General features: G+C 62.0%; 23 protein-coding genes and 2 tRNA genes. 13 read left to right on the top strand and 12 right to left on the bottom strand.

The window, feature by feature from the left end:
• Positions 1-79: 79 nt before the first annotated feature.
• The 3 genes from ACS3WB_RS15015 to carB all read right to left on the bottom strand — a co-directional run bounded on the left by ACS3WB_RS15015 (position 80) and on the right by carB (position 5,289).
• Positions 80-478: a DoxX family protein gene (locus ACS3WB_RS15015; RefSeq protein WP_438276294.1), complete on the bottom strand. Its 399-nt coding sequence runs from the start codon at positions 476-478 to the stop codon at positions 80-82.
• A gap of 480 nt (positions 479-958) precedes the next feature.
• Complete coding sequence (gene greA, locus ACS3WB_RS15010; RefSeq protein ID WP_438276293.1) at positions 959-1,435, bottom strand: transcription elongation factor GreA; 477 nt, start codon at positions 1,433-1,435, stop codon at positions 959-961.
• A gap of 389 nt (positions 1,436-1,824) precedes the next feature.
• The gene (gene carB, locus ACS3WB_RS15005; protein WP_438276292.1) at positions 1,825-5,289 is read right to left on the bottom strand and encodes a carbamoyl-phosphate synthase large subunit; all 3,465 of its coding nucleotides are present in this window, start codon (positions 5,287-5,289) and stop codon (positions 1,825-1,827) included.
• A 57-nt stretch (positions 5,290-5,346) separates the two neighbouring features.
• Here carB and ACS3WB_RS15000 point away from each other — a divergent pair, with 57 nt between their 5' ends.
• Positions 5,347-6,048: a DUF302 domain-containing protein gene (locus tag ACS3WB_RS15000; protein ID WP_438276291.1), complete on the top strand. Its 702-nt coding sequence runs from the start codon at positions 5,347-5,349 to the stop codon at positions 6,046-6,048.
• An 18-nt stretch (positions 6,049-6,066) separates the two neighbouring features.
• Here ACS3WB_RS15000 and ACS3WB_RS14995 read toward each other — a convergent pair.
• Positions 6,067-6,140: transfer RNA gene (locus ACS3WB_RS14995), tRNA-OTHER, on the bottom strand.
• Between the two features lie 104 nt (positions 6,141-6,244).
• Here ACS3WB_RS14995 and ACS3WB_RS14990 point away from each other — a divergent pair.
• Together ACS3WB_RS14990 and ACS3WB_RS14985 are read left to right on the top strand one after the other, a co-directional pair.
• Positions 6,245-6,317, top strand: a tRNA-OTHER gene (locus tag ACS3WB_RS14990).
• Between the two features lie 272 nt (positions 6,318-6,589).
• Positions 6,590-6,850, top strand: coding sequence for a GCG_CRPN prefix-to-repeats domain-containing protein (locus ACS3WB_RS14985; RefSeq protein WP_438276290.1), 261 nt, complete (start codon positions 6,590-6,592; stop codon positions 6,848-6,850).
• 71 nt (positions 6,851-6,921) lie between these two features.
• On the opposite strand, the gene ACS3WB_RS14980 is transcribed toward ACS3WB_RS14985, so the two are convergent.
• Positions 6,922-7,686 (bottom strand): class I SAM-dependent methyltransferase, encoded by a 765-nt coding sequence (locus ACS3WB_RS14980; protein WP_438276289.1) that lies wholly within the window; start codon positions 7,684-7,686, stop codon positions 6,922-6,924.
• 169 nt (positions 7,687-7,855) lie between these two features.
• Between ACS3WB_RS14980 and ACS3WB_RS14975 the strand changes: the two genes are divergently transcribed.
• Positions 7,856-8,392 (top strand): Dps family protein, encoded by a 537-nt coding sequence (locus tag ACS3WB_RS14975; RefSeq protein WP_438276288.1) that lies wholly within the window; start codon positions 7,856-7,858, stop codon positions 8,390-8,392.
• 68 nt (positions 8,393-8,460) lie between these two features.
• Here the strand turns inward: ACS3WB_RS14975 and carA are convergent, their stop codons facing one another.
• Positions 8,461-9,651, bottom strand: a complete 1,191-nt coding sequence (gene carA / locus ACS3WB_RS14970; protein WP_438276287.1) for a glutamine-hydrolyzing carbamoyl-phosphate synthase small subunit — start codon at positions 9,649-9,651, stop codon at positions 8,461-8,463.
• 145 nt (positions 9,652-9,796) lie between these two features.
• Here carA and ACS3WB_RS14965 point away from each other — a divergent pair, with 145 nt between their 5' ends.
• From ACS3WB_RS14965 to ACS3WB_RS14950, 4 genes are all read left to right on the top strand, one after another.
• A complete protein-coding gene (locus ACS3WB_RS14965; protein ID WP_438276305.1) occupies positions 9,797-10,273 on the top strand; it encodes an NUDIX hydrolase in 477 nt (158 codons plus the stop codon).
• Between the two features lie 99 nt (positions 10,274-10,372).
• Positions 10,373-10,828, top strand: coding sequence for a GatB/YqeY domain-containing protein (locus ACS3WB_RS14960; RefSeq protein WP_438276286.1), 456 nt, complete (start codon positions 10,373-10,375; stop codon positions 10,826-10,828).
• Positions 10,829-10,940: 112 nt separating this feature from the next.
• Positions 10,941-11,072 (top strand): hypothetical protein, encoded by a 132-nt coding sequence (locus tag ACS3WB_RS14955; RefSeq protein ID WP_438276285.1) that lies wholly within the window; start codon positions 10,941-10,943, stop codon positions 11,070-11,072.
• Positions 11,073-11,273: 201 nt separating this feature from the next.
• Entirely contained in the window at positions 11,274-11,438 is a 165-nt protein-coding gene (locus tag ACS3WB_RS14950) for a DUF3309 family protein (protein ID WP_438276284.1), read from the top strand.
• Between the two features lie 144 nt (positions 11,439-11,582).
• Here the strand turns inward: ACS3WB_RS14950 and ACS3WB_RS14945 are convergent, their stop codons facing one another.
• Together ACS3WB_RS14945 and ACS3WB_RS14940 are read right to left on the bottom strand one after the other, a co-directional pair.
• Positions 11,583-12,362 (bottom strand): N-formylglutamate amidohydrolase, encoded by a 780-nt coding sequence (locus ACS3WB_RS14945; protein WP_438276283.1) that lies wholly within the window; start codon positions 12,360-12,362, stop codon positions 11,583-11,585.
• 129 nt (positions 12,363-12,491) lie between these two features.
• Complete coding sequence (locus ACS3WB_RS14940; protein WP_438276282.1) at positions 12,492-13,040, bottom strand: chlorite dismutase family protein; 549 nt, start codon at positions 13,038-13,040, stop codon at positions 12,492-12,494.
• A 133-nt stretch (positions 13,041-13,173) separates the two neighbouring features.
• Here ACS3WB_RS14940 and dnaG point away from each other — a divergent pair, with 133 nt between their 5' ends.
• The 3 genes from dnaG (at position 13,174) to ACS3WB_RS14925 (ending at position 18,587) form a co-directional block, all read left to right on the top strand.
• The gene (gene dnaG, locus ACS3WB_RS14935) at positions 13,174-15,075 is read left to right on the top strand and encodes a DNA primase (RefSeq protein WP_438276281.1); all 1,902 of its coding nucleotides are present in this window, start codon (positions 13,174-13,176) and stop codon (positions 15,073-15,075) included.
• A 624-nt stretch (positions 15,076-15,699) separates the two neighbouring features.
• Positions 15,700-17,853: an RNA polymerase sigma factor RpoD gene (gene rpoD, locus ACS3WB_RS14930; protein ID WP_438276280.1), complete on the top strand. Its 2,154-nt coding sequence runs from the start codon at positions 15,700-15,702 to the stop codon at positions 17,851-17,853.
• Between the two features lie 170 nt (positions 17,854-18,023).
• Positions 18,024-18,587 carry a type 1 glutamine amidotransferase domain-containing protein gene (locus ACS3WB_RS14925; protein WP_438276279.1) on the top strand — a complete coding sequence of 188 codons (564 nt, stop codon included), beginning with the start codon at positions 18,024-18,026 and terminating at the stop codon, positions 18,585-18,587.
• Positions 18,588-18,614: 27 nt separating this feature from the next.
• Here the strand turns inward: ACS3WB_RS14925 and ACS3WB_RS14920 are convergent, their stop codons facing one another.
• Together ACS3WB_RS14920 and ACS3WB_RS14915 are read right to left on the bottom strand one after the other, a co-directional pair.
• On the bottom strand, positions 18,615-19,217 hold the full coding sequence (locus ACS3WB_RS14920; protein WP_438276278.1) for a hypothetical protein: 603 nt from the start codon (positions 19,215-19,217) through the stop codon (positions 18,615-18,617).
• Between the two features lie 95 nt (positions 19,218-19,312).
• Entirely contained in the window at positions 19,313-20,098 is a 786-nt protein-coding gene (locus tag ACS3WB_RS14915; RefSeq protein WP_438276277.1) for a hypothetical protein, read from the bottom strand.
• A 595-nt stretch (positions 20,099-20,693) separates the two neighbouring features.
• On the opposite strand from ACS3WB_RS14915, the gene ACS3WB_RS14910 reads away from it, so the two are divergent.
• Entirely contained in the window at positions 20,694-21,512 is an 819-nt protein-coding gene (locus ACS3WB_RS14910; RefSeq protein WP_438276276.1) for a lytic murein transglycosylase, read from the top strand.
• Positions 21,513-22,086: 574 nt separating this feature from the next.
• Complete coding sequence (locus ACS3WB_RS14905) at positions 22,087-23,304, top strand: GGDEF domain-containing protein (RefSeq protein WP_438276275.1); 1,218 nt, start codon at positions 22,087-22,089, stop codon at positions 23,302-23,304.
• Between the two features lie 133 nt (positions 23,305-23,437).
• On the opposite strand, the gene rpoH is transcribed toward ACS3WB_RS14905, so the two are convergent.
• The gene (gene rpoH, locus ACS3WB_RS14900) at positions 23,438-24,337 is read right to left on the bottom strand and encodes an RNA polymerase sigma factor RpoH (protein WP_438276274.1); all 900 of its coding nucleotides are present in this window, start codon (positions 24,335-24,337) and stop codon (positions 23,438-23,440) included.
• Between the two features lie 213 nt (positions 24,338-24,550).
• Complete coding sequence (locus ACS3WB_RS14895) at positions 24,551-25,609, bottom strand: RluA family pseudouridine synthase (RefSeq protein WP_438276273.1); 1,059 nt, start codon at positions 25,607-25,609, stop codon at positions 24,551-24,553.
• Positions 25,610-25,688: the final 79 nt, after the last annotated feature.

Raw genomic sequence — 25,688 nt, 5'->3', positions numbered from 1 at the left:
GGTCGCGAGAAGCGCGCGGGCGCGCTCATGCCCGGCGCAAGCCGGGCACGACCTTCAGCGACGCTTCATTCTGCGCGCTTCAGCTTTTGTTGAAGATCATCTTGTCGAGGCTGATCGGACCACCGCCAGCGAACACCAGATAGAAGAATACGAAGCAATACAGCGCTGCCAGTTCGCCGCCATTGACGATCGGCATGAAGTTCTGTGGCGCATGAACCATGAAATAGGCTACCGCCGTCATGCCCGAGGCGATGAAGGCCGCCGCACGCGTAAACAACCCGATCACCAGCAGCCCGCCGCCGACCAACTCGATGATTCCAGCCACCCCCACCATTGAGCCGATTTGCAGATTGGCAAACATCGGCAGCGGCGGGAAGCCGAGGAGCTTGGCGGTGCCATGCTGCATAAGCATGAGTCCGCTCATGAAACGAAGCAGGCTGAGGACAACCGGCTGCCATTTGGAGAACATCTGGTCCATGTCAGGTCTTTCCCATATTCTTTCGCCCGCGATCTTTGAGTTCCGCGCAGCGCTCGAAACGAACGTTCCGGCTCCTCGATAGTTCCAGATTCGGAACACGCCGATACCGGCCTGTTCTGCGTCATTACGTCCCGGCGCCGGAGGTCAGGGCTGTACGCAACGGACCGTTTTGGGCTGACAGGAAAAACCGGTATTCGAGCAAACTGCCGCCGCGCCGCTGCCATCGCGTGCGCAACTGACGCAGTCGTCGGTCCATCGGCTGCAATTGGGCGGGCCTTTCTGCACCGAAATGTCCTTCGTGGCTGGGGGAGGCGGAATATCCATATCGGCGGCAAGAGCGGCGCCGGCGATGACCGCAGCCGTCGTCGCCGACACAAGGCTTAGACGGTAAGGCCGCATGCCGCTTTCATCCTGTTCTGTCCAAGCTGAGATCAAATCCCGTCAAGGCATCGCGAGAGGCGACGGCGGAGAGGACTTCCGCTATCGCCACTCGACCTTGGCGATCTCGTAGGCTTTTGCGCCGCCGGGCGCGACGACTTCGACTGAAGAACCCTTCTTCTTGCCGATCAGGGCGCGGGCGAGCGGAGAGGTGATTGAAATGCGACCCTTCTTGGCGTCGGCTTCGGCTTCGCCGACGATCTGCCACACCGCCTTCTTGTCGGTGTCCTCGTCGATCAGCGTCACGGTTGCGCCGAACTTGATGGTGTCGCCGGACAGCTTGCTGACATCGATGATGTCGGCGCGCGCCAGCTTGTCCTCCAGTTCGGCGATGCGGCCCTCGTTATGCGACTGCTCTTCCTTGGCGGCGTGATACTCCGCGTTTTCCGACAGGTCGCCATGCGAACGCGCCTCGGCGATCTGCTCGATGATGCGCGGCCGGTCCACCGACTGGCGCTTCTTCAGTTCGTCTGCGAGGGCGGCGTGTCCGCCTCGGGTCATCGGAACCTTCTCGACCATCTCACTTCGTCCTTCGCTTCATCAGCGGCCTGAGGCGTCACGCGAAAATGCTTGCCGGTCCAAACCCCGGCTGCAAATCAGCATCAGCAACTCTAGTCTGGGTTTTGGTTCAGAAGTTCGCTTGACGAACTCGCCGAGGCAATGAAGCGAACTTCTGAACCACCACACTAGCTGTTTACGACCGGCCTGCGTTAGAAAACATTCCCGCGGCCGTCACGTTCCGGCTCCGCCAGGGCTTCCTGGAACCCGTATCGGGCCGATCAGTCCGATTCAGGCCCTGAAGCATTCCCCCGGCCAAGCGGATCCGATTGGTCCAAAGAAATGCTCTCAATCAATGACTTGCGCGCATTCTGGTCGCAAACCCGGTATCCGCCTTTGCGGAATACGCGCTAGGTCTCGGAAAAATAGCTCTGCAAGGTACGAACCTCAAGGTCTCCGCCCAGATAGGCGCGGATGCCCTGCGCAGCCGCCACGGCGCCCGAAAGAGTGGTGTAATACGGCACTTTATGCAAGAGGGCAGCGCGCCGCAGCGAACGGCTGTCGGCGAGCGCCTGCGGTCCCTCGGTCGTGTTGAACACCAGTTGTACCTCGCCGTTGGTGATGGCGTCGACGATGTGCGGCCGGCCCTCCAGAACCTTGTTGATCTTCTCCGCCGGAACGCCGCTGTCGGACAAATAGCGTTGCGTCCCCGATGTCGCCATCACCCTGAAACCCATTGAGGACAACAGCTTCACGGTCTCGAGGATACGCACCTTGTCGGTCTCGCGGACCGAGACGAACACAGTGCCCTTGCGCGGCAGGCGCGTGCCGCTGCCGAGCTGGCTCTTGGCGAAGGCGATCTCGAACGAGCGGTCGATGCCCATCACCTCGCCGGTCGATTTCATTTCCGGGCCGAGCACCGTATCGACGCCGGGGAAGCGCGCGAAGGGGAAGACCGATTCCTTGACGCCGACATGGCCGAGCTTTTGCGGCTTCAGCTTGAAGTGGGCGAGTTTCTCGCCGGCCATGATCCGCGCCGCGATCTTGGCGACGGGAAGGCCGACCACCTTGGCGACGAACGGCACCGTGCGCGAGGCGCGGGGGTTCACTTCGAGCACGTAGATTTCGCCGTCCTTGATGGCGTATTGCACGTTCATCAGGCCGATGACGTCGAGACCGAGCGCGAGCTCGCGGGTCTGCCGCTCCAGTTCAGTGATGGTGGCGGCATCGAGCGAACGCGGCGGCAACGAGCAGGCCGAGTCGCCGGAGTGAATGCCGGCCTCCTCGATATGCTCCATGATGCCGACGACGTAGGTGTCCTTGCCGTCGCAGAGACAATCGACATCGATTTCGGTGGCGTCGGAAAGGTAGCGGTCGAACAGCAGCGGGTTGGTGCCCAGCACCGTATTGATCTGGCCGGTCTTGTCGTTCGGATAGCGCGCCTTGACGTCGGCGGGCACAAGCTCGGGCAGGGTGCCGAGCAGGTAGTCGCCGAGCTGGCTGTCCTCGCGAATGATCTGCATGGCGCGGCCGCCCAGCACATAGGAGGGACGCACCACCAGCGGCAGACCGAGATCGGCCGCCACCAGCCGCGCCTGCTCCACCGAATAGGCGATGCCGTTTTTCGGCTGCTTCAGTTTCAGCCGGTCGAGGATGCGCTTGAAGCGGTCGCGGTCTTCCGCGAGGTCGATGGCTTCGGGCGAAGTGCCGAGGATCGGCACATCGGCCGCCTCCAGCGCACGCGCCAGTTTCAACGGCGTCTGGCCGCCGAACTGCACGATCACCCCGTGCAGCGTTCCGTTCTGCCGTTCGGTGTCGATGATCTCCAGCACGTCCTCGGCGGTCAGCGGCTCGAAGTAGAGCCGGTCCGCGGTGTCGTAATCGGTCGACACCGTTTCCGGGTTGCAGTTGACCATGATGGTCTCATAGCCCGCGTCCGACAGCGCGAAGCAGGCATGGCAGCAGCAGTAGTCGAATTCGATGCCCTGGCCGATGCGGTTGGGTCCGCCGCCGAGAATCACGACCTTCGTCTTGTCTGACGGCGCGCTTTCGTCGGCGACGTGGCCCGCGAATGGCGCCTCGTAGGTCGAGTACATATACGCGGTCGGCGAGGCGAATTCCGCGGCGCAGGTGTCGATGCGCTTGTACGCCGGGCGCACGCCGAGCGTACGGCGGAGCGTCTTGACCTCCGTCTCGGTCTTGCCTGCGAGTACCGCAAGACGCGCGTCCGAGAAACCCATGCCTTTGAGCGTGCGTATACCGAAGGCATTTCCGGGGAGGCCGTCGGCGCGGACCTTGTTCTCCATATCCACGATACCGCGCAGTTCTGCGAGGAACCACGGATCGATCTTGCAGGAAGTGAAGATGTCCTCGTCGCTCCAGCCGAGCCGCATCGCCTGCGCGACCTGCAGCAGCCGGTTGGGGGTCGGCGTACCGAGCGCTGCGCGGATCGCGTTCTTGTCGTCGCCCTGGCCGAGGCCCTCGATGTCGATTTCGTCAAGGCCGGTGAGGCCGGTCTCCAGCCCGCGCAGCGCTTTTTGCAGGCTTTCCTGAAAGGTGCGGCCGATCGCCATCACTTCGCCGACCGACTTCATCGAGGTGGTCAGCGTGGTCGAGGCGCCGGGAAATTTTTCGAAGGCGAAGCGCGGAATCTTGGTGACGACGTAATCGATGCTCGGTTCGAACGAGGCCGGAGTCGCGCCGCCGGTAATGTCGTTGGCGATCTCGTCGAGGGTGTAGCCGACCGCGAGCTTGGCCGCGACCTTGGCGATCGGGAAGCCGGTCGCTTTTGATGCGAGCGCCGAGGATCGCGACACCCGCGGGTTCATTTCGATAACGACCATGCGGCCGTTGGCAGGGTCGACGCCGAACTGCACGTTGGAGCCGCCGGTCTCGACGCCGATCTCGCGCAGTACCGCCAGCGAGGCGTCGCGCATGATCTGGTATTCCTTGTCTGTCAGCGTCAGCGCCGGCGCCACCGTGATGGAGTCGCCGGTGTGCACGCCCATCGGGTCGAGGTTCTCGATCGAGCAGACGATGATGCAGTTGTCCTTTTTGTCGCGGACCACCTCCATCTCGTACTCTTTCCAGCCGAGCACGCTTTCTTCGATCAGCACTTCGTTGGTCGGGGAGGCATCCAGGCCGCGCTCGATGATGTCGAGAAATTCGTCGCGGGTGTAGGCGATGCCGCCGCCGGTACCGCCCATGGTGAAGGAGGGGCGGATGATCGCGGGCAGGCCGATCTCCGACAGCGCCATCAGCGCCTCCGCCATCGCCTGCTGCTGGTAGCGCTTGCGGCGCTCGTTCTCGCCGAGCCTCCATTGCCGTTCGAATTCGGCGAGGGCATCGCCGGAGAGCTTTTCCTGCTCGGCGAGGTGGCGGTCGCGGTCGGCCTTTTTCATCGCGGATGCATTGGCGAGCCGCGATTTCGGGGTCTCCAGACCGATCCTGGTCATGGCCTCGCGGAAAAGCTGACGGTCCTCGGCCTTGTCGATGGCGTCCGCGGTGGCGCCGATCATCTCGACATCGAATTGTTCGAGCGTGCCCAGCCTGCGCAGCGACAGCGCGCAGTTCAGCGCGGTCTGGCCGCCCATGGTCGGCAGCAGTGCGAAGCCGCCAGGGACGACATGACGTTCCTTCTCGATGATCCTGGCGACGATTTCCGGGGTGATCGGCTCGATATAGGTGGCGTCGGCGAGTTCGGGATCGGTCATGATCGTCGCCGGATTGGAGTTGACCAGGACGACCCGGTAACCCTCCTCCTTCAGCGCTTTTACCGCCTGGGTGCCGGAATAGTCGAATTCGCAGGCCTGACCAATGACGATCGGCCCGGCGCCGATGATGAGGATGGTCGATATGTCGGAGCGTTTAGGCATTAAGTCCTGGAAAACGAAAAACTGGGCACAAAAAAAGGGCGCGCGGCGGCGCGTCCCTTGGGCAAGAGCGCGATCCTCGCGCGCGGGGTGTCTTTAGACCAGTTTTCCGGGACGGGGAAGGACTATAAGTGCTTCATCAACCGGCAATTCTGGGTTGGACGCGCGAGAAAAGCCTTTCGGGGCCGTCTGTTTCTCTTCGGTGGGCGATCCGGCGCGGGGTTGAAATCATTCGGCGGCCGCCGCGAGAGAACCCGTTGTGTCATGCCCGGACGAGTGTCCCCGTGCTATCATGGCGTGGTTAACGGACGATCGGTTTCGGAGCTTTGTATGGCTGGTTTGGCACAAGCTGCGACTGATCTGGTGACGAAGCAAAGTTCGCACACTTTCGAGATCACGCTGGATCATCTGGAAACGGCGGTGAAGGACAATGGTCTGAAGGTCTTTACGCGCCTCGATCACGCCGCCGCGGCAAAGGCCGTCGGTCTTGAGATGCCTCCGGCGACGGTTCTGGTCGTCGGCAGTCCACAAGGCGGAACGCCGCTGTTCCTTCAGCGCCCCATGCTGGCCATCGATTTGCCGCTGAAAATGCTGGTCTGGCAGGATCAGGCCGGCAAAGTCTACGTCAGCTATAACGACGCAACTTACATATCGGCTGTTTTCGTCCGCCACGGATTCGATGCACAGAGTGACAATCTCAATGCTGCGGTGAAAGGTCTTGAGAGCAAACTAGCCGCTGCGACGGATGCGGCGATCGGGTAGTCTTCAAAAACGAAGACTTGGAGGCCCAGCCTGGACTTGAACCAGGATAAAAAGCTTTGCACAGCTCCCGCGTCGACTTCCGCCACCGGGCCGCGGGTATATTTGCAGATATTTCCGCCGGGTCGAGCGATTGCTCATTGTAACGTTAATTGCAAGCTCGGCGCACGAGCCGCCGCGATGTGCTATTCTTGGTGGTGCGGATTTAGCTTAGTGGCAAAGCAGCGGCTTCCAAGTCGCAGACCGGTGTTCAATTCATCGAATCCGCTCCATCACAAATACGCCAGCGGTCCTATCATTTCAGCGGTCGTGAAACCTCGCGTCGCCGGACCGTGTGCAGCGAGCATTCGATTTCGCTGATCGTGCGGACGACCCCTGGTTTTGCTCTCCCACAGCAGAAAAAGTTTGTCAGTCCCGACGAGGCGCACGGGGAGCGAGGAAGCGCGACGGTTGCATTGAGGCGAAAATCCGACAGCGCCCTTCATCGCGCATTCAGCGGCAATGCGGTGAAATTCTGCTTTCCGAGTTCAAGGAGGCAAGCAACATGAAACTCTTGGCTTCTATCGCTTTCGCCGTCGGCCTCGGCATGGCCTCAGCGCAAGCGATGCCTGTCGCGCCGCTGCACGACACCACCGGTCCCGTCACGCAAGTCGGCTGGCGCTGCGGACCGGGCTGGCACATCAACGGCTGGGGACGCTGCGTACCCAACAGGCGGTTCTATGGCGCCTGGGGATACTATGGTCCGCCGCGGTTCCACCATTGGCGTCCTCATTACTGGCATCATCACCACTGGCGCCGCTGGTAAGGGAACGAGCCGCACATCGCGGGCTTCAGACGGCGAACGCGCGTCGGTCCGAAATTGCGATCGACCGCGCGTCACGTCGAATCCGTCTCGATATCCTTGCCTGGCGTCCCGGCTTTTGGCGTCCCGCCGTTGCGGCTGCGCTCGAAGGCGTGACGCGCCACAAATGTCATCCGCGACGGGTTATGGCCGATATTCGTAGGCGCCCGGGCCGCCGTAAATCCGGCGGCTGCGAGCTTGGCGAGCATGTTGGTCTCGCTATAGCGTTGCAGCCCTATACGGGTGCGGAGCTGCCGATAATCGGACAGGGCGGTGCGAACCAGTCCCAGCAGCGCGTCCTTCACGAAGCCGTGCTTCGCCGCGAAGCGGAGCAGCGCGATCACATCGCCCGCCATTCCTACGTTGGGCTGCAGGACGTCGCCCAGCACCAGACGGCCGGCCGGCTTGAGCAGCCGGCGAATTGTCGTGATCGCGGCATCGAATTCGTCAGGCGTCATGTATTGTATGACAGAGTTCATCACCGCCAGATCGACTGACTTGTCGTCCATATGCCGAAGGTCGTCGAGCGCGCGAACACGGATTTTTGTATTGGGCGCGAACCGCGCAACCAGCCGGCCGCGAACGCCCGGCGCGGGCTCCGCGAGGATGAGCCGGCCGCAGGCATCGGCCACCGTTTCTGCGGAGAGCGCTTCGCCGCAGGCGTAATCCAGGACCACGGAGTCCTTCGACGCAATGTAACCGACAATATCCCGGGCGATCGTCTGGAAATGGACGTCGCGGTGCAGTTTGCTGACGTAAATCGTATGCGTGGAATCGTAGTAGTCGATCCAGTCATCCATGGACGGTCTGAGCCAATCTTCCTGTTCCGCGTCCGGAACCCTCCGCGGACTCACACGTTAGAACTTGTCGCAGAATAGCGCGTTAGAAAGGTCTGGATCAGTTTTCCTGTCTCGCCACTGCGCGCCGGAAATCCCAATTCATCCGCTTTTCATAACAGGAGGGTGCATCGTGACCCAAGCCAAAAGTTCCACCTTGCGGAAAGTAAACCCCGAACTCGATACGCCGACCGATCTTTCGCAGGAGGGCGTCGACAAGATCTCCGCCGCCATGAATACGATTCTGGCCGATACCTTTGCGCTCTACCTCAAGACCAAGAATTTCCACTGGCATGTCAGCGGCCGGCACTTCCGCGATTATCACCTTTTGCTTGACGAGCAATCGGAGCAGATTTTCGGCACCACCGACGAGATCGCCGAGCGTGTTCGCAAGATCGGTGGCACCACGCTGCGCTCGATCGGTCAGGTCGCCAAGCTGCAGACCCTCGAAGACAACGACGAGAGTTATGTTCCGCCGCGGCAGATGCTGCGCGAACTGATGAACGACAACAAGAAGGTGGTCGCGGCCATGCGCAAGGCCCACGACATCTGTGACAAGTACGAGGACGTTGCGACGGCAAGCCTGCTCGAGAATTTCATCGATGCCGCCGAGCGCCGCACTTGGTTCCTGTTCGAGGCGAGCCGTCAGGAAGGCAGCAACGAGGCCTGAGCGGAAGGCGCTTGCCGCTCCCCGGCTCGTCTGCTTCCGCGGACGAGGATGCCTTATCGCCCGTAGACCTATGCCCGCTTGTTCGCCCGCATCAGGTCGGCGAAGCGCCTGAAAAGATAGTGTGAGTCGCGTGGACCCGGCGAAGCCTCCGGGTGATACTGCACGGAGAACACCGGCTTGCCTTCGATCTCGATGCCGCAGTTGGAGCCGTCGAACAGCGAAACATGGGTTTGTTTCGTCCCCTTCGGCAGCGTTGCCTCGTCGACGGCAAAACCGTGATTCATCGAGGTGATCTCGACCTTGCCGGTGGTCTCGTCCCTGACCGGGTGATTGGCCCCGTGGTGGCCCTGATGCATCTTCCGGGTTTTCGCGCCGACCGCGAGACCGAGCATCTGGTGGCCCAGGCAGATGCCGAAGGTCGGCGTCCCCGACTCGATCACTTTCCGGATCGTCGGCACGGCGTACTTGCCGGTCTCGGCCGGATCGCCGGGGCCGTTTGAGAGGAACACGCCGTCCGGTCTCATGGCCAGGATGTCGTCTGCCGACGTGGTCGCCGGCACCACGGTAATTTTGCAACCCTCGCCGGCGAGCAGGCGCAGGATGTTGCGCTTGATGCCGTAGTCGACGGCGACGACATTGAATTCCGGCTTGTCCTGCCGGTCGAATCCCTTGCCCCAGGCCCACGGCGTTTCGTCCCAGGTGTAGCGCTGGCTCGACGTCACCATCGGAACGAGGTCCATTCCCTCCAGCCCCGGCCACTCGCGCGCTTCTTCCTTCAATCCGTGCAGGTCGAACTTGCCGTCTCTGGCGTGCGCGACTACCGCGTTGGGCATGCCTTTGGTACGGATCATCGCGGTCAGCGCACGAGTGTCGATGCCCGAGATGCCGATGATGCCGCGCGCTCTCAGCCAGGCGTCGAGATGTCTGGAGGCACGATAGTTCGAGGGTGAGGTGATGGCACTGCGCAGGATGACGCCGCGCGCGCCCGGCGTCGCCGCCATGTTCACCGTCTCGATGTCTTCGTCGTTGGCGCCGACGTTGCCGATGTGCGGAAAAGTGAAGGTGATGAGTTGCCCGGCATAGGAAGGATCGGTGAGGATTTCCTCGTAGCCGGTCATCGCGGTGTTGAAGCAGACTTCGCCGACCGCTTGACCTTCTGCGCCGAGACCGAAGCCTTCGAGCACTGTGCCGTCGGCGAGCACGAGAAGCGCGGTCGGTTTGAGGTCCGGCCAAGCTGAAGCGTTTTCCGATGTGGTCATGAGCGCATGACATAGCCCGCGCTTGCGCCGGCGTCAAACTCCGGTTGTCTCGCGCGCCGCCGCGGCTTACATCAGGCCTTGCGACGAATTCGGCGGCGTTCCACGCCAGCACTAGGACCGGCCGGTGCATTCTCCAGTCAGAACCATGATCGTCATGGATGCGGGTTCTTCCCGCTTCCAGTTCCGGGCCGGGGCGCTGATATGGTGCAGTCAGCACCTCCTGATTCATCGTGCGGTCTCTGATCCGTTCTGGGCGCTGCCTGGTGGCCGCGTTGAGTTTCATGAAGCCAGCACGGAAGCTCTGGCGCGCGAGATAGAAGAAGAGATGGGCTGCGCTGCCGCCATCGGACCGCTGCGCTTTGTCATCGAGAACTTCTTCGAATTGGCCGGGCGAAAGGCCCACGAGATCGGTTTCTATTATGAAGCCGAACTGGCTCGGCCGTTTCCGTTTCACGAAAGCGATATCGTGCATCGCAGTCGCGAGGGAAACACCGATCTGGAGTTTCGATGGGTTCTGCCTCGAAACGTCGTTTCCGGAGCCATCGATCTCAAGCCTGCGCCGCTCGTTGATCTGATCGAGACGCTGCCCGAAGGCGTCGTACATGTGGTGCACCGGGACTGACGCTCTCATCGCTGTGGTTGCCGTGCCGGCGAAGGTGCCCTAAATCTGAGACGGACCACGTTTGACGGTGCGGATACGCCGCACAGGGGAGACTTTCCGATGCTGCGCGACGACATCAACAACGCCGTCAAGGAGGCGATGAAGGCCAAGGACGAGCGCAAGCTGTCCACACTGCGGATGGTCAACTCCACCATCAAGAACGCCGACATCGAAGCGCGCGGGCAGGGCAAGCCGCCGCTGTCCGACGGCGATCTGCTCGGCCTTCTGCAGAAGATGATCAAGCAGCGCCAGGAATCGGTCGAGCTTTACGAGAAAGGCGGCCGCGAGGAACTGGCGGCGCAGGAGCGTGCGGAAATTCTCGTGATCTCCCGCTATCTGCCGAAGCAGATGTCGGATGACGATATGAAGTCCGCCGTCGCAGCTACTATCGCCGAGACCGGAGCAGCCGGCATCAAGGATATGGGCAAGGTGATCGGCGCGCTGAAAGCCAAATATGCGGGACAGATGGATTTCGGCAAGGCCAGCGGCGTGGTGAAGGCCGCGCTGACGGGTTAAGTCCTATGCGTACCGGGACGCGGCGCACTGCGTCGTGCCCGCGACGTGACGCCGCTGATCCGGGGCCGTCTCAATGACAGTGTTTGCGGCGGTCCCGGTTCGGCGGAGCGGCATGAAGAATGCCGCACCGCGTCCGGGAAACGATTGCGCCCTTGATGATCACTGGATGATTGCGCGTGATAACAGTCTGCCGATGATCGCCACCGGCAAGGTGTTGCGCTGTGAGTTGCGCGCGCCCGGCTGAATTTGGTTCCGCTGATCGCGGAGAAATAGTTCAGTTCCTCTACGGGAACGACGTGCCGCGCGTCGCGTTGTCGCCTCATCAACAGGAGGCGAACACATGGGCTTCGGACGCGGACTTCTTCTCTGGCTGATCGGGATTCCGATCCCGTTGATCATTCTCATCGCACTTCTCATGCATCACTAAGCCTGAGCGAGGAACGACATGAGCATCGGCACGATCATTCTGATCATTTTGATTATTGCGCTGCTTGGCGGCTTCAGCGGCGTCGGCGGCGGGCCGTTTTACGGTACCGGCTATTACGGCGGCGGCGGCCTCGGATTGGTGATCATCATTCTGATTATCCTTCTCCTGATGGGACGCATTTAGCTTGGCTTAGCTGAACGGAAAACAAGTTAAGTCGAAACGTCGTTGCAGGCGAAGCAATCCATCAACCAACTGTAATAGGATTGCTTCGCCTGCACTCCCATCCGATAACCGGTGCCGCATCGCCGGCATCCGTCACCCGAGATATTAGGCGTAAGACGATTGCGGCGCGATGAGCGTCGTCTCGATCTCGCGGAACAGCCGCGTCAATCGCTTCGCCCACTGCGCTTGTCCAGCTTCATCGGCAATCAAATCCTGCCGGATCTCGATTCCGGTATTCATCAGCCCGCGCGCCTCGCCATGCACGGGAATGGTGTAGTCGGTGAGGTCGCTCACGGCGTATGGCTTATTGTCGCCGACCACGAGGTCGCCCTCGGCGCGCAGCAGCGACAGCAAAAGATGCGGCAGCACCGGACTGCGGTGGTAAAGCGTGCCGACATGCCACGGCCGTGTCACACCGGCATAGACTGGCGTGAAGCTGTGCAACGACACCAGCACGGTGGGGCGGTCTTGCGCCAGCCGGGCATCGATCGCCTCGGCGATCCGGCGATGATAGGGCTCGAAGATCGCGCGCCGCCGCGCGGCGGCGTCGGCCGGCGAAATGCCTTCATTGCCCGGAATGACCGTGGCCTCGCTGAGTGCGGGAATCGAGCTTGCGACATCCGGCGGCCGATTGCAGTCGATCACCAGCCGCGAGTAGCGTTGCGCGATCAGATGCGCGTCCAGCTCCGCCGAAACCCGCTCGGCGACGCCGGCGATCCCGATGTCCCAGGCGATATGGCGCGCAAGTTCGCTTCCCGGCAGGCCGAGATCACCGAGGGCGTCCGGAATCAGGCGGCCGTAGTGGTCGCAGGTGAGCAGGAAGGGCGAAGCGCCGGAGACATTGCGTTCGAGAACGGGCGGTTCAGCAAGGGGCAGGCGAGGCATGTCGCGCGGGTGATCCAGGTCTGCTGGCTGGTCCGAAGGTGATGGTTCCTTGCTGCGCATTAGAGCATGATCCCGAAAAGTGGAAACCGGTTTTCGGATAAGATCATGCTCGATCAAAAATAGGAGCTGTCATGCCGCGCGCTCCAGTCGGATATCCACCTCGCGCTCCACATAAGTCCATTCATCGGTCGCGCGCAGGACGCCGACGAGGTCTTCGAACATCGTTGCGTGTTCCGGCGCGTATTCGAACCAGGTCAGGAAATCGAACGGCTCACCCAGATCGCGGCAGTGATAGAGCTGCCGTGCGATGGCGGGAAGGTATTTGAGGCTGGCGGCGATATGGTGCGACTTGTCCTCGAAGATTTTCCGCCGTTCTTCCTGTGTCAGTTCCCACCACGCGTCGGATTTCCTGATGGGGATCAGCGCCGCGTGTGTCGCCTCGGGGCGCCCCAGCCCGGCCTGCACCGAGGTGAGCGCGTTTTTCTCGGCACGTTCGACATAGCGCACGTGGCTGGTGACGCCGCGCAACTGCCATGGCGTCGCGGACGCATCACCCAGTGCGGCGCTCGGTGCGATCGCCAGACGAGACGCTGGTACGAGGCTTTCGCCGATGACGGGAGCGATGGACAGGATATTCCAGGCGCCGGTGTTGCCGCCGGTGAAGATTGTGAACGTCATTTCACTTTTGGGGTCTGTGGACAGCTGGGATATGTCTGAGAACAGATATAGTACAATATTAAAAGGTGCTAGCTGATTCGCCCGGGCGGCGGCAGGCAGTTATATCCGCCGCCGAGATTGAGTGAGACGGCGCATGCGTTTTCCGCCCAGCTTTATCGATGAGGTCAAGGCCCGGCTTCCGGTTTCGGAAGTCGTGGGCCGGCGCGTGAAGCTGAAGCGGGCAGGGCGCGAGTTCAAGGGTCTGTCGCCGTTCCAGCAGGAAAAGACGCCCTCGTTCACGGTGAACGATCAGAAGCAATTCTATCACGACTTCTCCACCGGCAAGCACGGCAACATCTTCGACTTCGTGATGGAGACCGAAGGCGTTTCCTTTCCCGAAGCGGTCGAGCGGCTGGCGTCGATGGCGGGGCTTCCGCTTCCGCGCAACTCACGGGAAGACGAGCAGCGCGAGCAGCGGCAGAAATCCCTGTTCGAGGTGATGGAGCTCGCGGCTCGATATTTCGAGCAGAACCTCGCGTCGCGTGTTGGCGCGCAAGCGCGGGGCTATCTGTCTGACCGCGCGATCGCTCCCTCAAGCATCGTCGAGTTTCGCATCGGCTACGCGTCCGCGGAACGCTTCGCATTGAAGGAACACCTGGGATCGAAGGGCGTTCCGGTCGCGGACATGATCGAAGCCGGGTTGCTGGTTGCTGGCGACGACATCCCTGTTCCTTACGATCGCTTTCGCGACCGGATCATCATTCCGATCCACGACCAGCGTGGCCGCGTGGTTGGATTCGGCGGCCGTGCGCTCAAGAAGGACGTGCAGCCCAAATATCTGAACTCGCCGGAAACCTCGATCTTTCACAAAGGCTCGATCGTTTTCAACTTCCACCGCGCGCGCCAGCCGGCGCACGAGGCCAATTCGGTCGTTGCGGTGGAAGGCTACATGGATGCGATCGCGGTCTATCAGGCCGGGATCAAGGCCGTGGTCGCCACCATGGGGACTGCGTTCACGGAAGAACAGATCGCCACGCTGTGGAGATTGTCTCCCGAGCCTGTCGTCTGCTTCGATTCCGATCGCGCCGGCGTCGCGGCTGCCCATCGATCCGTTGACCGCATCCTGCCCTTGCTTCGCGTCGGCAAGACGTTCCGCTTCGTGTTCATGGACGAGCAGAAAGACCCCGACGACCTGATCCGGGAAAAAGGCGTCGAGGCATTCAGAAGCGTTCTGTCGAGCTCCCTGCCGTTGTGGGACGTTCTCTGGCGGCGCGAAACGGAAGGACAGGACGTCCGCACGCCCGATCGACAAGCCGCGCTGGAACAGAAGCTCTACGCGCTGGTGCGCACGATCCAGGACTCGGCCGTCAACACCGCGTTCTTTCGGACCGCCCGGATGCAGCTTGCCAACCTGTTCTGGCAGGTCAACCGGGGCGCGACCCGCAAGAGCAGGGAAGCGGGCACTCGATTAAATCCCAAACTGAAGTTTGACGGCGAAGGACAACGTTCGGGACTGCAAAAGGCCGTTCTCGGGATGCTCGTCGAATACCCTGACCTGCTTGAGGACAAGCGGGACTCCGTCTTGCGCTTGCAATTCGCCGAGGACCTCGATCGTTTTCTGACGCAACTCCTTCAGTTGCTTCTGACCGAGGCAAGACTGTCCGTCTCGGTGATCTGGGACAAACTCGACGGCGAATTCTATGAGATGCTGCAAGCCGTCCACGGAGAAGCTGGCGACGGCAAGCCGCGCGGGCATCGGCTGTTCGAGCGCTTTCCAATTTTGAGTCGCGATCCGCCGTCCGATTTTGTCTCCGGATGCATGGATCACTTCATCAAGATCCTGCACGTGCATGAGATCGAAGACGACATCCAGAGAGCCAGGCTCGACGCCGGGCAGGGAGACGAATCCGCCGTCGCACGTCTGCTGAATCTGGTGCGGGAGCGTCATGCCGAGCAGGAAAGCATCAGCGCCGAGGGGGTGACGTTATCGGAGTGGGCGGAAGACATCATTCGCATCTGGGCGCCCCAGGGCGGGACGATGCATTTGGCCGCATGAAGATGTGCTGGGTCCGGGGCGAATCGCGGCGGTTTCGCCGGCGCGAAGGGGCGGAAGGCAGAGCGGAACCGGAGGGAGAAAGGTTGCGAGTGCAGAGGGCGGGGCTCGCCGTCCGACGACCGTTCGGGTGTCTCGAAGGCGAAATCGGAATTGCGCCGCGATGTTTCACCTCCCGATACCGGCCGGGCGGCTTGCATCGTAAGTCGCGCTCATTACTTAGGGAATTACCGCAGAATACGGCAGCAAGCCGACACTGCCGGAATTAAGGGGTGCGCCGGTGGTCGTCGACGCGCCCGGAATGGGGGAACCGGCGATCCCGGTCTTGGGGCGTCCGAAACACGATTGAGGCGGGACGGCGGCGCCCGGAACCGCGAAAAGACTCGCCAAATCCATGGTTTGGCGGCAGAAACAGGGTTAATGGAAAGTCAAGGCCTGACAGGTTAGGTCATCCGACACGTAGTCCAACGCGAGTACGATCATTCGGCGAGAGGGTTGACGGGGTGGCGAGGGATTGCGCCGCCCTTTGTGCGTCCGGGAGCGGCGCACATCGAAAGCGCCGGGCGCGGCGCGGATTTCACGGGGAAGCGGGCGACTTCCCGAATGAGTGCGTTTCAGGAGCTGTGAATGGCGAGCAAGGCAAAGACGCTGCAGGTCAAGGACAAGGAAAAGGACGACAAGGCAGCGGACGCTCCCGAGAAGGATACTGCCGACGCGCCGTCGCCGTTGCTCGACCTGTCCGATGCAGCCGTCAAGAAGATGATCAAGCAGGCCAAGAAGCGGGGCTTCGTTACCTTCGACCAGCTCAATGAAGTGCTGCCTTCCGACACCACCTCGCCGGAGCAGATCGAGGACATCATGTCGATGCTCTCCGACATGGGCATCAACGTGTCCGAGTCCGAGGACGCCGACAGCGAGGAGGAGAACAAGGAAGAAGGCGACGACGAGACCGATAACGAACTCGTCGAGGTCACGCAGAAGGCTGTTACCGAAGTCAAGAAGTCGGAGCCGGGCGAGCGCACCGACGATCCCGTGCGCATGTACCTGCGCGAGATGGGCACCGTCGAGCTGTTGTCGCGCGAGGGCGAGATCGCCATCGCCAAGCGTATCGAGGCCGGCCGCGAGGCGATGATCGCTGGGTTATGCGAAAGCCCGCTGACCTTCCAGGCCATCATCATCTGGCGCGACGAACTCAACGAGGGAAAGATCTTCCTGCGCGACATCATCGACCTCGAGGCGACCTATGCGGGACCCGACGCCAAGAACAACATGAACCCGTCGTTGCTTGGCGCGCCGGTCGGCCCCGATGGCCAGCCGCTGCCGGCGGACGCCGCCGCGGCGTCCGGCGAGGGCGACCTCAATGCTACGGTGGCCGCGCCTCCCGCTGCGCCCCCGTCACCGACCCCGTTCCGTCCCGCACGCGGTGCGCCGGGCGGGGCTGGCGAGCGTGACGAGAAAGACCCGGGCGAGGCTGCCGCCGAAGGCGATATGGAGGAGGACGACTTCGACAACCAGATGTCGCTCGCCGCCATCGAGGCCGAGCTGAAGCCGAAGGTGGTCGAAACCTTCGACAAGATCGCCGAGAACTACAAGAAGCTGCGCCGCCTGCAGGAAGCCGACATCTCCAATCAGCTTCAGAATGAATCGCTCTCGCCCAACCAGGAGCGCCGCTACAGGAAGCTGAAGGACGAGATCGTCGTCGAGGTGAAGTCGCTGCGGCTCAACCAGGCGCGCATCGATTCTCTCGTCGAGCAGCTTTACGACATCAACAAGAGGCTGGTCTCGTTCGAGGGTCGCCTGCTGCGGCTCGGCGACAGCCACGGCGTGGCGCGAGAGGATTTTCTGCGCAACTATCAGGGCTCGGAACTCGACCCGCGCTGGCTCAACCGGGTTTCGAAACTCTCGGCCAAAGGCTGGAAGAATTTCGTTCATCACGAGAAGGACCGCATCAAGGAGCTGCGTGGCGAGATCCAGCAACTCGCGGCACTGACCGGACTCGAGATCGGTGAATTCCGCAAGATCGTGCACAGCGTGCAGAAGGGCGAGCGCGAGGCGCGCCAGGCCAAGAAGGAAATGGTGGAGGCGAACCTGCGCCTCGTCATCTCCATCGCCAAGAAATACACCAACCGCGGCCTGCAGTTCCTCGACCTGATCCAGGAGGGCAACATCGGCCTGATGAAGGCGGTCGACAAGTTCGAGTATCGCCGCGGCTACAAGTTCTCGACCTATGCGACATGGTGGATCCGGCAGGCGATCACGCGTTCGATCGCGGATCAGGCGCGCACCATCCGCATTCCCGTGCACATGATCGAGACCATCAACAAGATCGTGCGCACCTCGCGCCAGATGCTCAACGAGATCGGCCGCGAGCCGACGCCGGAGGAGCTCGCCGAGAAGCTCGGCATGCCGCTGGAGAAGGTGCGCAAGGTCCTCAAGATCGCGAAGGAGCCGCTGTCGCTGGAGACGCCGGTCGGCGACGAGGAGGATTCGCATCTCGGCGATTTCATCGAGGACAAGAACGCGGTGCTGCCGATCGACGCCGCGATCCAGAGTAATCTTCGCGAGACCACGACGCGCGTGCTGGCGTCGCTCACGCCGCGCGAGGAGCGCGTGCTGCGCATGCGCTTCGGCATCGGCATGAACACCGATCACACGCTGGAGGAAGTCGGCCAGCAGTTCAGCGTCACCCGCGAACGCATCCGCCAGATCGAGGCCAAGGCGCTGCGCAAGCTCAAGCACCCGAGCCGGAGCCGCAAGCTCCGTAGCTTCCTCGACAACTAGCTTTTGTCTTCACGGACGCGTGCAGCACGAAGTATTGCGCGAGCAGCCTGACGATCCATCGATGAGCAAAACGGCGGGCCGTAAGGTCCGCCGTTTTTGTGTCATGAAACATTCGTCCCGCCGCGCCGTTGTCCGGGCTCACGCAACGTGAACGCGAACGGAGACACGCCATGGCGGAGCAGCTCAAAGGCAAGCACATTCTCATTCTCGCCACCAACGGGTTCGAGCAGTCGGAACTCGAGGTTCCGCGCGACCAGTTGAAGGCCGCGGGTGCCGAGGTTCATGTCGTCTCGCCGGAGTCGGGCGAGATCAAGGGCTGGGACGGGAAGGACTGGGGTCGCGCGGTGAAGGTGGACAAGCCGCTCTCGGCCGCCAAGGCCGACGACTACGACGCCATCGTGCTGCCCGGCGGGCAGATCAATCCGGATCTGCTGCGCGTCAACAAGGACGCGCTGGCGTTGATCAAGGCCTTCTACGACTCGGGCAAGACGGTGGCGGCGGTGTGCCACGCGCCCTGGCTGCTGGTGGAGACCGGCATCGCCAAGGGTCGCCGCATGACATCGTATCACTCGATCCGCACCGACGTCATCAATGCCGGCGCGCGATGGGAGGACAGCGAGGTCGTGACCGACGAGGGCATCGTCACCTCGCGCAACCCGGGCGATCTCGAGGCGTTCAGCGCCAAGATCATCGAGGAGGTGCGCGAAGGCCGTCACCAGCGCCACGCGGCCTAACGCCGGCGCGCGTTCCGCCTCATTCCATCAAATCGCCGGCGGGTGGTGCGGATCGTAGTCGTGAGGCCGGTTGGTGCCGATCTTCTTCCAGAATGGCCAGATGAATGTGGCGCCGGCCGTCAGCGGGCCGATCGCCTGCCATTCATGCAGGTCGACCACCAGCACCGCCGGAGTTACCACGAATAGCAGGGCCGTTATGACGCCGAGCGCCAGCATCGCCTTGCGGTAGGTCGGCGAAACACCCGCGGTGAAGCGAATGACGCCTTCCGGCGCGTCCGCGAGGCGCTCGTGCAGCGCGCGGATGAAATTGCGATAGACCGGCCTGCGCGCGCGATCGACCTTGCCGTCGATGCCCGCATTGGTGACGAGGAGAAAACGGCCGCCGCGAAAATCGATGCGGCATTTGTCGACGGCATCCTTGCCGTCGGCCTCGGGCATATTCACGGAGACGATGTCGGTCCAGAGTTGCCGGCCCGCTTCGCCGGCCTCGTTGCGCCAGGCGATAGCCGAGTCGCGCCCGGCGTCGATCAGCGCCACGCCGTGGCTCGCGCTGCGCCGGAAGTAGCGCTCGCCGTTCACCAAGTAATACAAGTCATAGGCCGTCGAGGCCATGTATGCTGGCTCGATCATGCGCCGAGCATAGCGCATTTTTGTTCGCCCTCGAAGCGGTTTTCACGTTGCGCCGCAGCGGGATGAGCCGGGTTCCCAATCGAAACCTGGGCTGTTCAGTCCATTAACTCACCTGGCGGAAAGCGCGGGTCGTAGCTGCGCGGGCGATTGGCTTCGATCACCTTCCAGAACGGCCAGACGAAGGTCGCGCCGGCCGCGAGCGTGAGCAGCACGCGCCAGTCCCGCACGATGAACACCAATACGAGCGGTGTGCCGACGAAGAACAGCGCGGCGATGACGCCCATGACCGTCATCACCCTGTGGCGCCCTTGGGACGCGCCCGCATTGAATGCAATGGTGCCGGCCGGGGCCTGCGCCAGCCTCAGATGCAATGCGCGGACGAAGTCGCGATAGACTGGCGTGCGGTCGTGATCGACTTCGCCGCTGGTGTCGGCGTCGGTGACGACGAGGAAATGACCGTTGCGAAAATTGATGCGGCAGTTGTTGACGATGTCCTTGCCCGACGTGGCGGACGTCATGTTCACCGAGACGATGTCGGTCCACAGCCTGCGGATCGCCTCGGCTTTTTCAGGATGCCAGGCAATCGCGGATTCGCGCCCTCCGTCGATCAACGTCACGCCATGGTTCGGATTGCGCCAGAAGAAGTGCTTGCCGTTGACGAGGTAATACAGGTCATAGGCTGTCGAGGCCCCCTGCCGTTCTTGTTTAGATATCGGGCGCTCTCCCATTGCCTGAGCCTCAACGTTACTCTGAGGTCCTTTTGACCCGCTTGTCACAAGTAAATTACTCTGCCTGATACTCAGCCCAAATTGACGGTAGAAATGTCTAAGATCGCGGTTTTCAAGCCGGCTACTTTGCCGAAATACATGGAAATTGTACAAGAACTGCGTCGAAAGGCGGGATACGCGCTATGGTTTCGTAACTTTCGCCCCGGTGAGAGGCTTGCTTCGATTTAATCGAACAACTGCTCTTTCGCGCGCCGACCGGCACAAGAAAGTACCGCGGAGACGGCGGCGTCAGGTCTCGACCGTTGCCGGGGAGAGCACGAAGCAGGCCGAAAAACCATCGCGTGCGGAACGCCGGACGATGCCCGGTGAGACCGTGGTGACTGAATCTCGTGTATCTAAACTCATTTTTACACACGAGGCTGCGGACGCATTGACGCGTCCGGCGTTCCGCGCCCCCTCTTTTTCGAGAGGGGAGTTGGAGCGACGGCGCTCCCGCACCGTAAACAACAGGGGCGATGACGCGTGTCTGCGTGACTCCTTACCGCCCCCTTGAGGGGGAGGGTCGACGTGAGGGCAGCGAACATCGGGGTGGGGTGAGACTTTATCCTCCAGCGCCACCCCACCCCTGCTCGCATCTCGCTTCGCTCAATACTCGCCGACCCTCCCCTCAAGGGGAGGGTTCGCGCGTGCCGTCCCGCCGCCACAGTCATGCTATAACGCGCGTCGATTCAGAGAAAAAGGGATTGCAATGAAACTCCGGCTCGCCGTCGCTTTCGCCTCCGCCCTTCTCGCCGCACCCCTCGCATCGACAGCCGCTTTCGCCGCGCAATGCGGCGGCGACTTCAACACCTTCGTGGCCGCGATGTCGCGGGAGGCGGCGGCCGACGGCATCTCGCAGGGCGTGATTTCGCAGGCGCTCGGCGGCGTGCAGCAGGACCAGGCGGTGCTGAATTTCGACCGCCGCCAGCGCGGCACCTTCCGCAAGAGTTTCGAGCAATATGCCGCGACCCGCGTCACCGCTGGCCGCATCAAGGGCGGCAAGGCGATGCTGATGCGTCACGCCTCGCTGTTGTCGCGGATCGAACAGCAGTACGGCGTGCCGCCGGAGATCCTCGTTGCGATCTGGGGACTGGAAACCGATTTCGGCCGCGGCGACATGGGCAAGCTGCCGGTGTTCCGGGTGCTTGCAACCATGGCGCATGATTGCCGGCGCAGCGAGCTGTTCCAGCGCGAGCTGCTGGCGGCGCTCAAAATTCTGCAGCGCGGCGACCTGCGGCTCAGCGACATGATCGGCGCCTATGCGGGCGAGATCGGGCAGACCCAGTTCCTGCCCTCGTCCTACATCAAGTACGGCGTCGACTACGACGGCAACGGTCACGTCGACCTTCGGCATTCGGTGCCGGACGTGCTGGCCTCGACCGCGAACCTTCTCAAGGTCAATGGCTGGAAGGCCGGTGGCGACTATCACCAGGGCTCGGCCAATTTCGAGGCGATGCGCGAGTGGAATCGGTCCGAGGTCTATCGCAGGACCATCGGCTATTTCGCCGACAAGTTGGCGGGGCAATAGCTGAAAATCGAAGGCGGAGTTGCGGGGCTGTCGCGTCGATTCCGTCAGCGTTGTGTGAAGCGCCGTGATCGAAAATGCCCGGGCGAAGCGAAGTCCCGCCCGGGCCTTAAAAAATTGCTACTTCTTTTTCTTTGCGGCTTTTTTAGCCTTCTTCGCCGTTTTCTTTGCTGTCTTCTTTTTCGCTTTCTTAGCCATAATATCCTCTTGGGGTTAAATGGTTGAAGCGCGACTTCGAGGCGTGCTCGGTGGAGGGTCATCCTCGCAACAGCCTCGGAGGGCGATCCGAACAGATTCGCACGAAGCTGTCCTCGCGCTGTCACGCGGTTTCCATCCCCTTATCCACAAGTGTTGCGACCGGGTTCGCCGGGGCGACGAACGACGTCGACGTCGAGCGTCCGAAAAGCGGATCGGCGGCGGAGGGGAACGCGCCCGATATTCATGGTTTCAAAACCACGGCGCAGGGTTGCTTTGCGGCGGTGAGGGTCCGTTAAGCGGTGCGGCTGCACGCTGACAGGGCGACGTGGAAAAGCCGTGGGACACGAAGGAGGCCGGGCGGAGACGCTCTGAACCCGTGATGCTGAGCGTACCGACGCTGTGGATTGTATTCGTCGTAAACTTCCTGGCGCTGGGTCTGGTCTGGACCCACGTCATGCGGAGCTATCCGACGCTTGTAGCAGCGCGATATTGGGCTGCTGCCGCTTTCACCGCCGCGTTTTTCGCCGGGGTATCGATGCTCCGCGGTCACGTCGATTCAATGCTGCCTCTGCTGTTCGGCGGTGGCGGTTTGATCTTCGCGATTTGCCTTTGCACGATGGGAATCCGACGTTTCTACGAGCGGCCGGTTTCCTGGCAAACGACGTTCATCACGGTCGGGTCGAGCATCGTGGGTCTCGCCTTTTTTCTGTATGTCCGCGAGGACATGCCGATGCGCATTTTCATCTATTCAACGGCTCAGGCGGTGCCGATCGGCATGACGCTGAAGCTGGTGCTGTCGCGCAAGGACGGCCGTATCAACTCGGGAGCCCAACTCGCGGGGATCGTCGGCGCGCTCATCATTTGTGTCAGCGTGATCAGGTCAGTCTGCGCATTTCTGGGCATCGGCGGTGGGGTTTCCTATGTCAACTTCAATAGCCTTCAGGCCTCATTGTTGATTGCTCTCGTATTTCTGTCGATGACATGGAATTTTGGTTTTCTGCTGATGGCAATCGATCGGCTGCGCAACGAGGTCGTCGACCTTGCGTTGGTGGACGACCTCACCGGCGTCGCCAACCGGCGACAGTTGCTGGGGCGGCTGGAAGAAGCATGCGCAATGTCGCAGAGGAGCGGCGAACCTTTCGCGCTCCTTGTGATCGATCTCGACGGCTTCAAGGAAATCAACGACACCCACGGTCATGCCGCGGGCGATGCCTGTCTGCGGCATTTCACGCTGATGGCGCAGATGCAGTTGCGGCCGGGCGACCTGCTGGCGCGGACGGGCGGCGACGAGTTCTGTATCCTCTTGCCGGCGACAGCGCTGCGCGACGCTGCTGTCATCGCCGAACGCGTTCTGGATGCATGCCGTGAAGACGCCGCAGGATGCGTCGGCGCCGATGTTCCGATCGCTGCATCGATCGGGCTTGCCCAATGGACCCAGGCGATCGGAGTCTGTTCGGAGCGCCTGCTCGCCGTCGCAGATCAAGCCCTCTATGCTGCCAAGAACCAGGGCAAGAACAGGTATGCGGCCTGCGAGTCCGCCCCGTCGATCGCGCCTGGTTTCCCGGCGGAGCAGGCCATCCTGCATCAGAAGACGTAAGCGTCGCGAGAGTATTTCAGGCCAAACTTGTTCGAGCCGAGCGTGTCCCGGGGCTTGACTGTTCAGCAAAACGTTGATGGCCGGGACGAGCCCGGCCATCGCAGATCCATGTTGCTCGAAAAAGGAGACCGCCTTAGCGGGCTGCTTCCAGAGCGGCTTGCTCCTGCCGTGCGATCGCGGTCTTCACCGCCGATTGCACCTTCTCGAAGGCGCGAACCTCGATCTGTCGCACGCGTTCGCGCGACACGTTGAATTCGGCAGCGAGATCCTCCAGCGTCATCGGCTCATCGGCAAGGCGTCGCGCCTCGAAGATGCGGCGTTCGCGGGGATTGAGCACGTCCATCGCGCCGGTCAACGCCTGACGACGATGATCGAACTCCTCGTACTCGGCCATCACGGCTTCCTGGGTGGGCGAGTGATCGACCAGCCAGTCCTGCCATTCGCCGGTCTCGCCATCGTCGCGGATCGGTGCGTTGAGGGACGCGTCGCCACCAAGACGGCGATTCATGTCGACAACGTCCTGTTCCGTGACGCCAAGACGCTTGGCGATGAGCTTGACCTGATCCGGGCGCATATCGCCCTCGTCAAGCGCGGAAATCTTGCTCTTCGCCTTGCGGAGGTTGAAGAACAGCTTCTTCTGGTTCGCGGTAGTGCCCATTTTCACGAGCGACCACGATCGCAGGATGTATTCCTGGATCGACGCCTTGATCCACCACATGGCATACGTAGCGAGGCGAAAGCCCTTCTCGGGCTCGAACCTCTTCACGGCCTGCATCAGGCCGACGTTGCCTTCAGAGACGACTTCCGAGATCGGCAGACCGTAGCCGCGATAACCCATGGCGATCTTGGCCACGAGCCGCAGGTGGCTGGTCACGAGATGATGCGCCGCGTCACGATCGTCATGTTCGCGCAAGCGTTTGGCGAACATGTATTCCTCGTGCGGTTCCAGCATCGGGAACTTGCGGATTTCGGAGAGATAACGGGAAAGACCAGATTCTCCGTTGAGAACCGGTAAGGTAGCAGTACGGGCCATGGTAGCGCCCTCCACTGGTTCAGGCCCCCGATAGCGGCGAGCCCGGCAGGCGGTCCCTCAGTTAAAGCCACCGCGCTGCGAATGTTCCGCGTTGGATGTTCAACGCAGGTGCAGCATAACGAAGTCATTCTGAAAAGGAAAGAACAAAAAGGGATTACGATTCCGTGATCATCACGTAACCATCTGGCATGGCTACATTTTCGTAATTATGCGTCATTCCGTCGCCGCCAGGGCCGCCTGCAGCAAAAACAAGTCTTCCGGCAGGTCCGTCTCCCACCGCATGACCTCACCGGTCCGGGGATGCTCGATCACCAACAGATAGGCATGGAGCGCCTGCCGCTCAAGAGTTCCGAGAGCGGCGCGGGCTGATGATGCGAGCTGATTGGCCTTGGTCTTGAAATGGGGGCCGTAGACGTCGTCGCCCAGCAAGGGGTGGCCGGCATGAGCGAGGTGCACCCGGATCTGATGGGTGCGGCCGGTCGCCAGCCGGCAGGCGAGAAGGGCGGCGACCGGCTTGCCGTTGGGGCCGTTGAACGCGTCCCGCAGCTCCCAGTGCGTGATCGCTTCGCGTCCGCCAGCCCGCACGGCCATCTTTTCGCGGGCGTAGGGATGGCGGTCGATGGGCGCGTCCACGGTGCCGTGCGGACGGGTTGGCAGTCCCCACACAAAAGCCAGATAGCCCCGCTGCAGCGCGCCTGTGCGTCCGTGATCGGCGAATTGGGCGCTCAGCGACTTGTGCGCGGCGTCATTCTTCGCCGCGACCATGAGGCCGGTGGTGTCCTTGTCGAGCCGATGCACGATACCGGGACGGCGGACGCCGCCGATGCCGGACAGGCTTCCTCCGCAATGCGCTATGAGGGCGTTGACCAGCGTCCCTGTCTCGTGCCCCGCGGCGGGATGGACGACCAGCCCCTTCGGCTTGTTGATGACGATCAGATCGTCGTCCTCGTAAACGATATCGAGCGCAATGGCTTCCCCTTTCGGTTCGGCAGATATTGCGGGCGGCACGTCGATTGTGATCGTATCGCCGGCAGCGACATGATAAGCGGGGTCGCAAATGGGGGCAGCCTTGGCCGCTCTCTCTGCAACGGAGGGTTTTGCAACGAGGACCTGACCCGCCAGAATCAGCGACTTCAGGCGGGAGCGCGACAGGTCAGGACTGTGCGTTGCGAGGACCCGATCAAGGCGCACCGATCCCTCGTCGCCCCTGACAGTGATTCCAAGCCTTCGACCGCTATCCGAAGATGAGTCTTTTGAAGCAGAGCCCTGCATGACCGAGCCTGTGAATCCCGAGCCGACGCCGGAACAGGCCGCGCTGTTCGCGCGGGTGCGGCGGATGATGTTGATCGCT

It is taken from the genome of Nitrobacter sp. (assembly GCF_051535215.1).
Lineage (GTDB): Bacteria > Pseudomonadota > Alphaproteobacteria > Rhizobiales > Xanthobacteraceae > Nitrobacter.
Note: the sequence above shows the minus strand (reverse complement) of the source record. Positions and strands in the feature narration are given on the sequence as shown.